13 protein-coding genes are annotated in these 13597 nt (G+C 63.6%); 10 read left to right on the top strand and 3 right to left on the bottom strand.

What is annotated here, in order from left to right:
• The first annotated feature begins 4 nt into the window (after positions 1-4).
• From JWJ88_RS08000 to JWJ88_RS07955, 10 genes are all read left to right on the top strand, one after another.
• Positions 5-736: an SDR family oxidoreductase gene (locus JWJ88_RS08000; protein WP_205293585.1), complete on the top strand. Its 732-nt coding sequence runs from the start codon at positions 5-7 to the stop codon at positions 734-736.
• Between the two features lie 27 nt (positions 737-763).
• Entirely contained in the window at positions 764-2383 is a 1620-nt protein-coding gene (locus JWJ88_RS07995) for an FGGY-family carbohydrate kinase (RefSeq protein ID WP_205293584.1), read from the top strand.
• 28 nt (positions 2384-2411) lie between these two features.
• Positions 2412-3137: an SDR family oxidoreductase gene (locus JWJ88_RS07990; protein WP_205293583.1), complete on the top strand. Its 726-nt coding sequence runs from the start codon at positions 2412-2414 to the stop codon at positions 3135-3137.
• Positions 3138-3314: 177 nt separating this feature from the next.
• Positions 3315-3881 carry a DUF421 domain-containing protein gene (locus JWJ88_RS07985; RefSeq protein ID WP_205293582.1) on the top strand — a complete coding sequence of 189 codons (567 nt, stop codon included), beginning with the start codon at positions 3315-3317 and terminating at the stop codon, positions 3879-3881.
• Positions 3878-5107: an NAD(P)/FAD-dependent oxidoreductase gene (locus JWJ88_RS07980; RefSeq protein ID WP_205293581.1), complete on the top strand. Its 1230-nt coding sequence runs from the start codon at positions 3878-3880 to the stop codon at positions 5105-5107. The genes JWJ88_RS07985 and JWJ88_RS07980 overlap by 4 nt, the downstream gene beginning before the upstream one ends.
• A gap of 185 nt (positions 5108-5292) precedes the next feature.
• Positions 5293-6396 carry an ABC transporter ATP-binding protein gene (locus JWJ88_RS07975; RefSeq protein WP_205293580.1) on the top strand — a complete coding sequence of 368 codons (1104 nt, stop codon included), beginning with the start codon at positions 5293-5295 and terminating at the stop codon, positions 6394-6396.
• A gap of 28 nt (positions 6397-6424) precedes the next feature.
• On the top strand, positions 6425-7507 hold the full coding sequence (locus tag JWJ88_RS07970) for an ABC transporter substrate-binding protein (RefSeq protein WP_205293579.1): 1083 nt from the start codon (positions 6425-6427) through the stop codon (positions 7505-7507).
• Positions 7508-7606: 99 nt separating this feature from the next.
• A complete protein-coding gene (locus JWJ88_RS07965) occupies positions 7607-8692 on the top strand; it encodes an ABC transporter substrate-binding protein (RefSeq protein ID WP_205293578.1) in 1086 nt (361 codons plus the stop codon).
• 72 nt (positions 8693-8764) lie between these two features.
• Positions 8765-10066, top strand: coding sequence for an ABC transporter permease (locus JWJ88_RS07960; RefSeq protein ID WP_240200133.1), 1302 nt, complete (start codon positions 8765-8767; stop codon positions 10064-10066).
• 5 nt (positions 10067-10071) lie between these two features.
• Entirely contained in the window at positions 10072-11025 is a 954-nt protein-coding gene (locus JWJ88_RS07955; RefSeq protein WP_205293577.1) for an ABC transporter permease, read from the top strand.
• Positions 11026-11054: 29 nt separating this feature from the next.
• Here the strand turns inward: JWJ88_RS07955 and JWJ88_RS07950 are convergent, their stop codons facing one another.
• The 3 genes from JWJ88_RS07950 to JWJ88_RS07940 are packed head-to-tail and all read right to left on the bottom strand — an operon-like array spanning position 11055 to position 13590.
• On the bottom strand, positions 11055-11999 hold the full coding sequence (locus JWJ88_RS07950) for an AEC family transporter (RefSeq protein ID WP_205293576.1): 945 nt from the start codon (positions 11997-11999) through the stop codon (positions 11055-11057).
• Entirely contained in the window at positions 11996-12796 is an 801-nt protein-coding gene (locus JWJ88_RS07945; RefSeq protein WP_205293575.1) for an MBL fold metallo-hydrolase, read from the bottom strand. The genes JWJ88_RS07950 and JWJ88_RS07945 overlap by 4 nt, the downstream gene beginning before the upstream one ends.
• Entirely contained in the window at positions 12793-13590 is a 798-nt protein-coding gene (locus JWJ88_RS07940; RefSeq protein ID WP_205293574.1) for a TatD family hydrolase, read from the bottom strand. Before JWJ88_RS07940 ends, JWJ88_RS07945 begins: the two co-directional genes overlap by 4 nt.
• Between the last annotated feature and the right edge of the window lie 7 nt (positions 13591-13597).

The following is a 13597-nucleotide window of genomic DNA, read 5'->3' as shown; positions in this document are numbered from 1 at the left end:
CGGAATGTCTGAATCGCTGGACGGAAAGATTGCCGTCATCACCGGCGCGGCCTCGGGGATTGGTCTGGCCACGGCCGAGCGGCTGCTGAAAGGCGGCGCCACCGTGGTCATGGTGGACCGAAACGAGGCGGCGCTGAACGAGCTGACCGCTAAGCTGGGGCCTAAGGCGGTCGCGCAGGTCACCGATCTGCTCGACACCGACAGCTGCAATGCCATGATCCCCGAGATCCTGGCCAAGGTTGATCACATCGACATCCTGTATTGCAACGCCGGCACCTATATCGGCGGCGATCTGACCGAGACGACGCCCGAAGCCATCGACCGGATGCTGAACCTCAACATCAACGCGGTGATGAAGAACGTTCAGGCCGTGGTGCCGCATATGTCCGCGCGCAAGACCGGCGACATCGTCGTCACCTGCTCGATCGCCGGCCATTTCCCGACCTATTGGGAGCCGGTCTATTCCGGCTCGAAATGGGCGATCACCAGCTTTGTGCAAGGCATGCGCCGGCAGATGATCCCGCATGGCGTGCGTGTCATGCAGGTTTCGCCCGGCCCGGTCATCTCGGCGTTGCTGGCCGACTGGCCCGAGGAGAACCTGCGCAAGGCCAAGGAATCCGGCAGCCTGATCGACGCGGACGAGGTCGCCGATGCGGTCGAATACATGCTGACCCGCAAACGCACCGTCACCATCCGCGACATGCTGGTGCTGCCGACCAATTTCGACCGCGTTTGAACCACCGCCCCGGCACGGAGAAGCGTAATGGACCAGTATCTGATCGGCATCGATGTCGGCACCGGATCGGCTCGTGCCGGGGTCTTTGACCGGGGCGGCAGGCTGCTTGCCACGGCCAAGCGTCCCATCGAGATGCACCGCGAGGGCGGGGTGATCGCCGAGCAGTCCAGTGAGCAGGTCTGGCGCGCCGTCTGCGACTCGGTCCGGGAATGCGTGACTTGTGCAGGGATCGAGCCTTCGCAGGTCACAGGCATCGGTTTTGATGCCACTTGCTCTCTGGTCGTCCGCGGTGCGGGGGACAAGACGCTGCCTGTGGGCGATCCTGCCCATCCCGAACGTGATATCATCGTCTGGATGGACCACCGCGCCGTCGAACAGGCCGAGCGGATCAATGCGCAAGGCCATGACGTGCTGAAATACGTCGGCGGCCGCATCTCGCCCGAGATGGAGACGCCGAAGCTGCTGTGGCTCCGCGAGAACCGGCCCGAGATCTATGCCGCGGCCGAGCATTTCTTCGACCTGACCGATTTCCTGACCTGGAAGGCCACGGGCGCGTCAGAGCGGTCGGCCTGCACGGTGACCTGCAAGTGGACCTATCTGGCGCATGAGGGCCGCTGGGATGCCGGCTATTTCCGTCAGATCGGTTTGGCGGACCTTGCCGATCAGGATTTCGCACGTATCGGCCAGCGCGTCGTCGATCCAGGTACGCGGCTGGGCGCCGGACTGACCGAGGCAGCCGCGCAAGCCATGGGTCTGCGTCCCGGCACCGCCGTTGCGGCCGGGTTGATCGATGCCCATGCCGGCGGCGTCGGCACCGTGGCTGCGGGCGGTGATGCGACGCGCTGTGTCGGCTATGTCTTTGGCACCTCGTCCTGCACCATGACCACGACGCGCGAACCGGCTTTCGTGCCGGGCGTCTGGGGGCCCTACTATTCCGCCATGGTGCCCGGCATGTGGCTGAACGAGGGCGGCCAATCCGCCGCAGGTGCCGCAATCGACCAGTTGGTTCAGCTTCACCCCGCCACCGCCGAGGCGACCGCGCTTGCCAAAGCCGCTGGCAAATCCCTGCCGCAATGGCTGGCCGACCGGGCGCTGGAACTGGCGGGCGGGTCAAGCGAAGCGGTGCGGCTGGCGGATGAGCTGCATGTCGTGCCGGAGTTTCTGGGCAATCGTGCGCCCTTTGCCGACCCCCACGCCCGTGCCGTCATCATGGGGCAGGGGATGGAGACCGGGCCGGATTCGCTGGTCGCCCTATATGTGGCGGGGATTTGCGGCCTGGGTTACGGTCTGCGCCAGATCATCGAGGCGCAGGCGCAAAACGGTGCCCCGGTTGAAACCATCAGCGTCAGCGGTGGCGCAGGTGCGCATCCGCTGACCCGTCAGCTTCTGGCCGATGCCACGGGCCTGCCGGTCGAGATTACCGAATGCCCCGAGCCGGTGCTTTTGGGCTCGGCCATGCTGGGTGCGGTGGCTGCGGGGATGTTCCCCGACCTGCATACGGCGATGCCTGCCATGTCGCGCATCGCTACGCGCTGCGACCCCCAGCAAGGCGCGCGCGCCCGACAGGATGCGCGTTATGCCGCCTTCCTGATGCTGCAATCCACGGCGCGGCAGATCCGCGACGCCATGGCGGCCGTGCCGGCCTGAACCCCTTTTCCGAACCATGCGAGGCCTTATGCAATTCTCGGGCAAAACCGTCATCATCACCGGCGCGGGCAAGGGCATCGGCCGCGCCTGCGCCCGGCTTATGGCCGAACGCGGCGCGCATGTCGTCGCGCTGAGCCGCACCCAGTCCGATCTGGACAGCCTTGCCGCCGAGATCGGTGGCACGGGCATCAGCGTGGATCTGGCCGATCCGGCCGCCGCCCGCGCTGCCATGGCCAAGGCCGGGACCGCCGATTATCTGATCAACAGCGCCGGCATCAATGTGCTGGAAAGTGCGCTGGACATGACCGAGGCGGGGTATGAGGCGGTGCTGGGCATCAACCTGCGCGCTGCGCTGATCTGTTGTCAGGAATTCGCCCGCGCCCGCGTGGCGGCCGGCGGCGGCGGCGCCATCGTCAATATCACTTCGATCGCCGGTCATCGCGGGTTTCAGGACCACCTATGCTATGCCGCCTCCAAGGCCGGGCTTGAGGGTGCGACGCGCGTGCTGGCCAAGGAGTTGGGGCCGCATGGGATTCGCGTGAACGCGGTGGCCCCGACCATCACGCTGACCGAACTGGCCGCCGATGCTTGGTCGGACCCGGCAAAAAGCCAGCCGATGATGGTGCGCCATCCGCTGAACCGCTTTGCCGAGGCCGAAGAGGTGGCGCAGGCCATCGCGCTGCTGCTCTCCGATGACAGCCGCATGATCTCGGGCGCGGTGCTGCCGGTGGATGGCGGCTTTCTGGCTGTCTAAAGCATTTCCGGCAAAACCGGGATTGCGCGGGAAATGCGCAAATAAGGATCCAAGGCATTTCTGCGGTTCAACGACCTGCTGAAATGCTGGGTGTTTGCGGCACCGGGCGTGGAACCGGCGCACGGCCTCGCGGCTTGTCTCTTGGCGCAAAGCCAGCGCGGGCAGGGGACAGCCGCCATGCTTGACGAACTTCACCGCATCTTTCTGGGCGATCAGAGCTTTGGCTTCGCCTGGGAGATCGTCTTTCGCACCACCATTATCTATTTCTACACGCTGGCGCTGATGCGCTGGCTGGGTGGGCGCACGGTGGCGCAGCTTTCCATCGTGGAATTCCTGCTGGTCATCGCCATCGGCTCGGCAGTGGGCGATTCGCTGTTCTATCCCGATGTGCCGCTGCTGCCGGCGATGTTCGCCATCTTTCTTGTCGCGGCCTTCAACAAGCTGCTGGACGAGGCGATCCTGTCCTCGGACATGCTGTCGCGGCTTTTCGAGGGACGGCCGCGCATTGTCATCAGCGACGGCCGGGTGCATCAGGACCGGCTGCGACAGCAGGGTATCGGCATGAGCGAGTTGTATCTGAAGTTGCGCGAAAAGGGTGTGACCGACCTGGCCGAAGTCAAGTTCGCCATTCTGGAATCGAACGGCGGGCTGTCGGTGCTGACCGATGACCGGGCCGACAAGGCGGGACTTTACCAGCCACCCGCCCTGCCGCAGCACGAAATGATCTGGGTGGACAAGGCATGACCGCGCCCCGCCGCACCATCAAGCGGCGTCTGCGCACGGCATATCCGTTCTGGGCAGAGACACCGCGTATCACGGTCGCGCATCAGGCCGCGCCCTCGCAACCCCGCTGGGACGTGGTGATCGTCGGCACAGGCATCTCGGCGGCGCTGCTGGCCGAGCGGCAGACCCGTCGCAAGAACCGGCGGGTGCTGCTGTTGGATCGGCGCCAGCCGGTGCGGGGTTCGTCGCTGGCCTCGACCGCGATGATCCAGCACGAGATTGATGTGCCGCTGACACGGCTTTCACGCCAGATCGGTCCCGAAAAGGCGGCCCGGGCATGGCTGCGTTCCGTCAAGGCGGTCGAGGAATTGCTGCGGCTATCGCGCCGGCTTGGCCTTGACTGCCAGATGGGCCGCAAGCGGGCGCTTTACCTTGCCGGCGACGAGATGGGCTTTCGCGCGCTGGAAGCCGAGGCCGCGCTGCGCCGCGAAGTCGGGATCGAGGCTGAGTTCCTGTCCCGTCAACGCCTGCTGGACGAATTCGGCATCGACCGCACCGGCGCCATCGTCTCGCGGGCTTCGGCCTCGGCCAACCCGGCGCAACTTACGGCCGGTCTTTTACGCGTGGCGCAAGAGCGCGGGGCCGAGATCGTCTCGCCGCTGGAGGTGACGGATTTCGCCGAACTGGCGGACGGCGTGGCGCTGGCGCTGTCGGACGGCAGGGTGGTGGTGGCGGGTCACGTGGTATTCTGCACCGGTTATGAAACCCTGCCGCAACTGGCCTCGGCGCATCACCGGATCATCTCGACCTGGGCCATCGCCTCGGACGAAGGGGTGCGTCAGCCCGGCTGGCTCAGCGACTTTCTGGTGTGGGAGGCCGCCGACCCCTATCTGTATTTCCGCACCACCCCGACCGGCCGGATCATTGCCGGGGGCGAGGATGAAGCAAGTCCCGACGCTTGGTCGGACCCCGACAAACTGCGACGAAACGCCGCAGAAATTGCGCGGAAACTGCGTGAAACCTGCGGTATTCGCGTCGGCCGTCCGGCCTATCGCTGGGCGGCTGCCTTTGGCGACAGCGATGACGGATTGCCGATCATCGACCGGGTGCCCGGCTGCCGCCGCAGCCATGCGGTGATGGGTTTTGGCGGCAACGGCATCACTTATTCCGTTATCGCCGCGGAATTGACCGCGCGCCGCATAGATGGCCGGTCCGATCCCGACGCGGATCTTTACCGCTTCCGCTGAACCGGCGGGCAAGTCTTCCCGATAAATGCGACTCTGCCGGGCGAAAGGGTGGTGACGCAATGCCACATGGACCTCGTCGCCGGTGTTCTGCCGCGCGCGATGACAAGTGAGTTGCATTCCCCGATAACCGCCGCTTACTGTTGGCGGGCGGAACGAAGAAACAATAGAAACAGGGAGCCCGCATCGTGACAGCAGACCCCGGCAACGACGCTTTCGTTGTCTTCGATCACGTCCAGAAAAGCTATGATGGCCAATCGCTTGTGGTCAAAGACCTGAACCTGACCATCGGCAAGGGCGAATTTCTGACAATGCTTGGCCCGTCAGGTTCGGGCAAGACGACCTGCCTGATGATGCTGGCTGGATTCGAGACGGCAACCCATGGAGAAATCCGGCTGGACGGCAGGAACATCAACGATGTGCCGCCTCATAAGCGCGGCATTGGCATGGTGTTCCAGAACTACGCGCTTTTCCCGCATATGAGCGTGGGCGAAAACCTGTCTTTCCCGCTGGAAGTGCGGGGCATGTCCAAGGATGAGCGCGAAACCCGCATCGCCCGCGCGCTGGACATGGTGCAGATGGGCCAGTTCAAGAACCGCCGCCCGGCCCAGCTTTCGGGCGGCCAGCAGCAGCGCATCGCACTGGCGCGGGCGCTGGTCTTCGATCCCAAGCTTGTGCTGATGGACGAGCCGCTGGGCGCGCTCGACAAGCAGTTGCGCGAACATATGCAGTTTGAAATCAAGGCGCTGCACGACCGGCTGGGCATCACCGTCGTTTACGTCACCCACGATCAGGGCGAGGCGCTGACCATGTCGGACCGCATCGCCGTGTTCAACGATGGGCGCATCCAGCAGCTTGCGGCGCCCCCGGTGCTTTACGAGCAGCCCGGCAACAGCTTTGTCGCCGGCTTCATCGGCGAAAACAACGCGTTGCGCGGCACCATCGAGCAGTTGCAGGGCGACAGGACGCTGGTAAAGCTGACCAATGGCGACCTGATCGACGCCACTGCCGTCAATATCCGCGAGGTCGGGCAGACCACCACCGTCTCGATCCGGCCTGAGCGGGTGGAGTTCAAGCCTGAACTGATGCCCTCGGGCGCCCATACCATCCAGGCGCGGGTGCGCGACGTCATCTATATGGGCGACATCCTGCGGGCGCGGCTGCATGTGGCCGGGCAGGACGATTTCGTCATGAAATACCGCAATACACTGGGTCAGGTAAAACTGTCGCCCGGGCAGACCATTCGGATCGGCTGGCATCCCGAGGATGCCCGTGCGCTCGATCCGGTCTAACTGTTACGCAAGAACCCAGGGAGTTATAATGAAACGCACGTTGATACTGACCTCTGCGCTGGTTGCGATGGGGGTGTCTGCCCAGGCGCAGGACAAGCAGGTGAACCTGCTGTCGTGGGGCGGTGCCTATGGCCGCAGCCATGTCGAGGCCTATGCAAAGCCGTTCGAGGCAAAGACCGGCATCAAGGTCGTGATCTCGGACGCCGACAACCCGGCCACTCCGGTCAAGGCCCAGGTCGAGGCGGGCAACGTCTCGATCGACGTGGCTTCGGTCGAATATGCCGATGCGGTGCGGCTTTGCGACGAAGGTCTGCTGGAAGAGCTTGACCCCTCGATCCTGACCCCGGCTGCCGATGGCACCGCCGCGGTGGATGACTTCATTGACGGGGCGATCACCGAATGCTTCGTCGGCACCGACGTCTATTCGATGATCCTGGCCTATGACGACGGCAAATTCCCTGATGCCAAGCCCGCCGGCGCGGCCGACTTTTTCGATACGGCAAAGTTCCCGGGCAAGCGCACCATGCGCAAGGGCGCCAAGTTCAACCTGGAATTCGCGCTGATGGCCGACGGCGTGCCGCCCGATCAGGTCTATGAGGTGCTGGGCACCCCCGAGGGCGTGGACCGCGCATTTGCCAAGCTGGACACCATCAAGAACAACGTGATCTGGTGGGAAGCCGGCGCTCAGCCGCCGCAGCTTCTGGCGGATGGCGAGGTCTCCATGGCCTTCGCCTTCAACGGCCGGATCTTCGACGCGGCCCAGAAAGAGGGCAAGCCCTTCAAGATCGTCTGGGACGGCCAGATCTATGAGATGGAAGGCTGGGTCATCCCGAAAGGTGCGCCCAATGCCGAGGCTGTGAAAGAGTTCATCGCCTTCTCGACCGCGCCCGAGCAGCAGGCCCGTGCCGCCGAGTTCATCAGCTATGGTCCGCCACGCATTTCGGCAGCTGCGCTGGTCGGCAATATCGAAGGGACCGACGTTCCGATGGGTCCCAACCTGCCGACCTTTGCCGACAACCTGCAACAGGCGCTGGCGTCGAACCTGGACTTTTGGGTCGATCACGACGCCGAATTGCAGGAACGCTTCAACGCCTGGCTGGCGTCGAACTGATACGCTTGCCACGGCGAGAAAAGCCCCGCCGTGGCCCATACCAAGCCCGAACGGGCCAAATAGCGGCCAAAGAGCCGCAAACACCAACGGGAGTAGCATATGAAAACCACACTGATCCTGACCTCGGCGTTGTGCAGCCTCGGCCTTGCTGCCCATGCCCAGAACAAAGAGGTCAACGTCGTCTCATGGGGCGGCGCTTATGAAAAATCGCAGGTCGAAGCCTATAACAAACCCTTTGCCGAACAGACCGGTATCAAGGTGAACATGCTGGCCGCCGACAACCCGGCCACGCCGCTCAAGGCACAGGTCGAGGCGGGCAATATCACCGGCGATGTGTTCGACATCGAGGTTTCGGACGCGATCCGGCTGTGCGACGAAGGCGCGTTGCTGCAGATCGACCCGGCTATCCTGCCGGCCGCGGCCGACGGCACCCCGGCCACGGACGACTTTATCCCCGGCGCCTTGCAGGAATGCGCGGTGGCCAACATCTTTTGGGGCACGGTCATCGCCTTCGATTCGACCAAGTTCCCCGAAGACGGCAAGCCCTCGACTGCGGCGGATTTCTTTGACACCGCCAAGTTCCCCGGCAAGCGCGGCTTGCCCAAGAACCCGAAACGCACCCTGTATCTGGCGCTGATCGCCGATGGCGTCGCGCCCGACCAGATCTATGAGGTGTTGAGCACACCCGAGGGCGTGGACCGCGCATTCGCCAAGCTGGACACCATCAAGCAGGACGTGGTCTGGTGGGAAGCCGGCGCCCAGCCGGTGCAACTGCTGGCCGATGGTGAAGTGGTGATGGCCACCGGCTATAACGGCCGTTTCTTCGATGCCATGGTCGGCGAGGGCAAGCCCTTCGAGATCATCTGGGACGGGCAATACATGGACATGGACATGTTCGCCATTCCCAAGGGCTCGCCCAACCCCGAGGCGGCGCTGGAATATCTGAAATTCGCCACCGCGCCCGAGCAGTTGGCCAATCAGGCGAAATACATCGCCTATGGTCCGGCGCGGAAAAGCTCGGCGGCGCTGGTCGGGCTGTTCCAGGACGGCAAGACCGAAATGGCGCCGCATATGCCCACCAGCGAAGAACACATGAAGACCGCCATCATGGACGACCCGGAATTCTGGGCCGACCATTCCGCCGAACTGGCCGAGCGTTTCAACGGCTGGCTTTCCAAAAACTGATCGTATCATCGCCGCGGCCCGGAGGGCCGGGCCGCGGTTTCGCCCAAGGATCTTGCCTGACAAAGGATCGAGATGGCCAACGCCCTTGACCCCCACGCCGCCATTGTGGCCACCGCCGGTGGCCTTGACGAAGGCGGCACACTGAGGACCGCCGACGGACAACCGCTGGCGCGCGCGCTTGCGCGCAGTTCGCGTCGCGCCCGTCGCCGTGCATTCCTGCTTGTCCTGCCGCTGTTACTGTTCATCCTGATCACCTTCGTGGTGCCGATCGGGCAGATGCTGCAACGCTCGGTAAAGAACGACGGCTTCTCGGCCAACATGCCGCAGCTTTCCGCCTGGTTTCACGAGAACCCACGCGGCACCGAACCGGACGAGGCGGCCTGGGCTGCGCTGGCAGCGGATCTAAGCGCCGCAGCCCAGTCGCGCACCATCGGCGTGGTGGGCACTCGGGTCAATTACGACATGCCCGGCACGCGTTCGCTGTTCACCTCGGCTGGACGCAAGGCGCGCGGCGGCATCGAGCCACCCTATCGCGAGGCGGTTCTGGAGATGGACGCCAAATGGGGCGATCCCAAGCTGTGGTCGGTGATGCGCGAGGCCTCTTCGCCCTATACGAGCAATTTCTATCTGGCCTCGGTAGACCGCACCCGCGACGATCAGGGCAATATTGTCTCTGCACCGGCGCAGCAGCAAATCTATGTCAAGCTGTTCCTGCGCACCTTCTGGCTGTCGCTGATCATCACCTGCACGACCTTTTTGCTGGGGTTCCCCGTCGCGCATTTGCTGGCCACTTTGCCAACGCGTAAGTCCAACTTGCTGATGATCCTTGTGCTTTTGCCATTCTGGACCTCTTTGCTGGTCAGGACCACGGCCTGGATCGTGCTGCTGCAGCAACAGGGGGTGGTCAATGACATTCTGGTCTGGCTGGGGGTGATCGGCAACGATGGGCGGCTTCAGATGATTTTCAACCGCACCGGCACGATCATCGCCATGACCCATATCCTGCTGCCCTTCATGATCCTGCCGCTTTATTCGGTGATGCGCACGATCAACCCGTCCTATGTCCGCGCGGCGCGCAGCCTTGGCGCGACCAGTTGGACGGCCTTCCGTCGCATCTATTTCCCGCAGACCCTGCCGGGGCTGGGGGCGGGGGCTTTGCTCGTGTTCATTCTGGCGGTCGGCTATTACATCACGCCCGCGCTGGTCGGCGGGGCTTCGGGCCAGCTCATTTCGAACATGATCGCGATGCATATGACGCAGACGCTGAACTGGTCCATGGCGGCCGCGCTGGCGGCACTGCTTTTGGGCGGGGTGTTGATCCTTTACTGGGTCTATGACCGGCTCGTCGGCATCGACAACCTGAAACTGGGGTAATCGCCATGGCGCTTCCGACTTATGCATCGCCCTTGGAGAAAGTCTGGCACTATGCCTATCTGGTGATCTGCGGCGCGATCTTTTTCTTTCTGATCGCGCCGATCGTGGTGGTCATCCCGCTGTCCTTCAACGCCGAGCCTTATTTCACCTTTACCGACAGGATGCTGTCCTTTGACCCGGACGGCTACTCGATGCGCTGGTACGACAGCCTGCTGACCTTTGGCATGGCGCGGCCCGAGGCACCCCGCGACCTGAACTGGTGGGCGGATGCCTGGCAGAATGCGAAATGGGTGAATGCGGCTAAAAGCTCGCTCATCATCGGCATCTTCGCGACCATTCTGGCGACCGTGCTGGGCACGCTGGCAGCCCTTGGCCTGTCGCGCCCCGAGATGCCCTATCGCCGCGCGATCATGGCGATGCTGATCTCGCCCATGATCGTGCCGATCATCATTACCGCGACGGGGATGTTCTTCTTTTACTCCAACCCCTGCGAGCCGCTGACATGGATCGGGCTGAACCCTGAATGCGGCAAGCTGGCCGGCACTTATCTGGGGGTGATCCTGGCCCACGCCACGCTGGGTATTCCCTTTGTCATCATCACGGTAACCGCGACGCTGATCGGCTTTGACCAGTCGCTGAACCGCGCGGCGGCAAGTCTGGGCGCGAATCCCCGGACGACCTTTTTCCGCATCACCATGCCGCTGATCCTGCCCGGAGTGATCTCTGGCGCGCTGTTCGCCTTTGTCACCTCGTTCGACGAGGTGGTGGCTGTGCTGTTCATTGCCGGCCCCGACCAGCAGACCATCCCGCGCCAGATGTGGAACGGTATCCGAGAGCAGATCTCACCGGCAATCCTCGCCGTGGCGACGCTGCTGGTCATCTTTTCCATCGCGCTGCTCACAACCGTCGAGATGCTGCGCAGAAGGTCCGAAAGGCTAAGGGGCCTGACGCCGAAGTGAAACGCGGCCCTTGTGGCAGCGTTCCCGCCTCAGGGCAAAAGGCTGAGCCACAGCAGGGCTGTCACCATGGACAGCCCTGTCGCCACCAGCACGGCCGTGGCCGAGACGCGCATCGCCACCCCATAAAGCGCGGCAAAAAGATAGGCGTTCACCCCCGGTGGCATCGCGGCCGTGACCACGGCCGAGCGCATCTCGGCGACGCTCAGCGCGAACAGCTTGCCCAGCCCAAAGGTTACGGCCGGATGTAGCAGCAGCGAAATGCAGCAGCACATTGCAATGGCGCGCACCTCGCCTTCGGGACGATAACGGTAAAGCACCCCGCCCAGCCCGAACAGCGCGGCGGGCAGGGCGGCACTGGACATCATCGACACTGCTGCCCAAAAACCCTCGGGCATGACCAATCCGCCCAAGGTCAGCAGGTTCATGGCAAAGCCGCAGAGGATGCCGATGACCATCGGCGTGTGCAGCACCCCCGACAGCGCCCGCAGCGCCACCCGACCCATCGACAGGTTATGGCCACGCGCCCGGACAAACTCCATTGCGGTGATGCCGAACGTGTAAAGCAGCGGCGAATGCACCGAGATGATAGTGAAGTTGCCGACCAGCGCCTCGGGCCCAAAAGCGCGTTCGGTGATGGGCACACCCAAAAGCAGCGAATTCGAGAACAGGCAGACAAAGCCGATCGCGATGGCGTCCTGAGCCGGGCGTTTCAGCCAGTAAAGCGACAACGCCGTCCCTAGGGCAAAGGACAGCAGCGCGCCGCTGTAAAAGGCCAGAAGCAGCAGGGGGTTGTAATTTGCCCCAAGGTCCAGCTTGGCGATGGCACTAAACAGCAATACCGGCAGGGCGAAGTTCTGGGCAAATCGCATGACGCCATCGACCGCCACTTCGGTCAGCCATTTGCGCCAGCAGACCAGATAACCGAAGCCAACCACCAGAAAGACCGGCAGGATGACATCGAAAAGCGTTGTCATGTCAGTTCGATCCGCATGCCGTCATAGGCGGGCACGACGTTTTCCGGCGTCTCGCGCATGACATCGTCGTAATCCAGATCGATATGCATATTCGTGATCACGCCTTGTGTGCAGCCCGAGCGCGCGATCCATTCCAGCGTCAGCGCCAGATGGGCGTGGCTTGGATGCGGGATACGCCGCAACGCATCGCAGATGAACACATCGCAGCCCGTGATCGCGGGCCAGGCCTCCTCGGGGATCGACAGCACATCGGGCAGGTAAACCAGACTCTGCCCCTTCCCACTGATGCGAAAACCCAGCGCGTTCATGTCCCCGTGGTTGACCTCGAAGGGACAAAGCTCGACCTGCCCTCCCGCACCCTCGATGGTAAAGGGGCCGCTGATCTGATGCATATCGCAGACCGGCGGGTAAGAGGAACCGGGCGGTGTTTCGAAGATATAGCCAAAGCGCGCCTTCAACGCCGCGCCGGTCGGCTGATCGGTCCAGACAGGCATCCGACGGCGCATGTTAAAGACGATCTGCCGCAGGTCGTCGATGCCGTGGATATGATCGGCATGGGCATGGGTGTAGGCGACGGCGTCGATCTCTGCCACATCGGCATCAAGCAATTGCGCGACCAGATCCGGTCCGGTATCGATCAAAAGCCGGGTCACCCCGTCGGGCCCGAACCGCTCGACCAGCAGCGAGCAGCGGCGGCGGCGGTTGCGCGGGTTCGCCGGGTCGCATTCACCCCAGCGATTTCCCAGCCTCGGCACGCCCCCTGATGAACCGCAGCCCAGGACGGTGGCCCGGATCATGCCGCGGCCTTGTGGAACAGCCGGTCGAAGTTCAACGAGGTGAGGCTGGCGAATTCATGCTCGGTCATGCCCAGCAGTTCAGCGCCGACCCGTGCGGTATGGACGACATGGGCTGGCTCATTGCGTTTTCCGCGATAGGGCGGCGGGGCAAGATAGGGCGCATCGGTTTCGACCAGAATCCGGTCCCGAGGTGCGGCGGCGAATATTTCGCGGATCTCGGCCGAGCGCGGAAAGGCCGCGATGCCCGACATGGACAGGTAAAAGCCCAGTTCCAGCGCCACGCGCGCCAGTTCCTGCCCGCTGGTATAGCAATGCATGACACCGGTGAAGGCGCCTGCGCGATGCTCTTCACCCAGGATACGGGCCATATCCTCATCCGCGTCGCGCGAATGGACGATCAGCGGCAGGCCGGTGCGCCGCGCTGCCTCGATATGGATGCGCAGGCTTTCGGCCTGTATGGCGGCGCTGTCGGCGGTATAGTGATAGTCGAGCCCGGTTTCGCCGATGCCGACAAAGCGCGGATGGCGCGACAGGGCGACCAGTTCCTCGACCGTGGCCAGCGGCTCTTCCGCGGCATGCATGGGATGGGTGCCGGCAGCATAAAAGACACCGGGATGCATCTCGGCGATGGCGCGCACCTTGGGCTCGGACCGCAGCCGCGTGCAGATCGTGACCATGCGGGTAACGCCTGCCGCGTGGGCGCGCGCGACCAACTCGGCCTGCTCGCCGTCAAAATCGGGAAAGTCCAGGTGGCAATGGCTGTCCACCAGGATGGGAAGTTCGGGTTCGGACATCGGCATG

This window comes from Paracoccus methylovorus, assembly GCF_016919705.1.
Taxonomy (GTDB): domain Bacteria; phylum Pseudomonadota; class Alphaproteobacteria; order Rhodobacterales; family Rhodobacteraceae; genus Paracoccus; species Paracoccus methylovorus.
This window is presented reverse-complemented; position numbering and strand designations above follow the sequence as displayed.

What these genes read in the sequence shown, in the direction of transcription:
- JWJ88_RS08000 (WP_205293585.1), top strand. Translation starts at nt 5, where the DNA reads ATGTCTGAATCGCTGGACGGAAAGATTGCCGTCATCACCGGCGCGGCC.
- JWJ88_RS07995 (WP_205293584.1), top strand. Translation starts at nt 764, where the DNA reads ATGGACCAGTATCTGATCGGCATCGATGTCGGCACCGGATCGGCTCGT.
- JWJ88_RS07990 (WP_205293583.1), top strand. Translation starts at nt 2,412, where the DNA reads ATGCAATTCTCGGGCAAAACCGTCATCATCACCGGCGCGGGCAAGGGC.
- JWJ88_RS07985 (WP_205293582.1), top strand. Translation starts at nt 3,315, where the DNA reads ATGCTTGACGAACTTCACCGCATCTTTCTGGGCGATCAGAGCTTTGGC.
- JWJ88_RS07980 (WP_205293581.1), top strand. Translation starts at nt 3,878, where the DNA reads ATGACCGCGCCCCGCCGCACCATCAAGCGGCGTCTGCGCACGGCATAT.
- JWJ88_RS07970 (WP_205293579.1), top strand. Translation starts at nt 6,425, where the DNA reads ATGAAACGCACGTTGATACTGACCTCTGCGCTGGTTGCGATGGGGGTG.
- JWJ88_RS07965 (WP_205293578.1), top strand. Translation starts at nt 7,607, where the DNA reads ATGAAAACCACACTGATCCTGACCTCGGCGTTGTGCAGCCTCGGCCTT.
- JWJ88_RS07960 (WP_240200133.1), top strand. Translation starts at nt 8,765, where the DNA reads ATGGCCAACGCCCTTGACCCCCACGCCGCCATTGTGGCCACCGCCGGT.
- JWJ88_RS07955 (WP_205293577.1), top strand. Translation starts at nt 10,072, where the DNA reads ATGGCGCTTCCGACTTATGCATCGCCCTTGGAGAAAGTCTGGCACTAT.
- JWJ88_RS07950 (WP_205293576.1), bottom strand. Translation starts at nt 11,999, where the DNA reads ATGACAACGCTTTTCGATGTCATCCTGCCGGTCTTTCTGGTGGTTGGC.
- JWJ88_RS07945 (WP_205293575.1), bottom strand. Translation starts at nt 12,796, where the DNA reads ATGATCCGGGCCACCGTCCTGGGCTGCGGTTCATCAGGGGGCGTGCCG.
- JWJ88_RS07940 (WP_205293574.1), bottom strand. Translation starts at nt 13,590, where the DNA reads ATGTCCGAACCCGAACTTCCCATCCTGGTGGACAGCCATTGCCACCTG.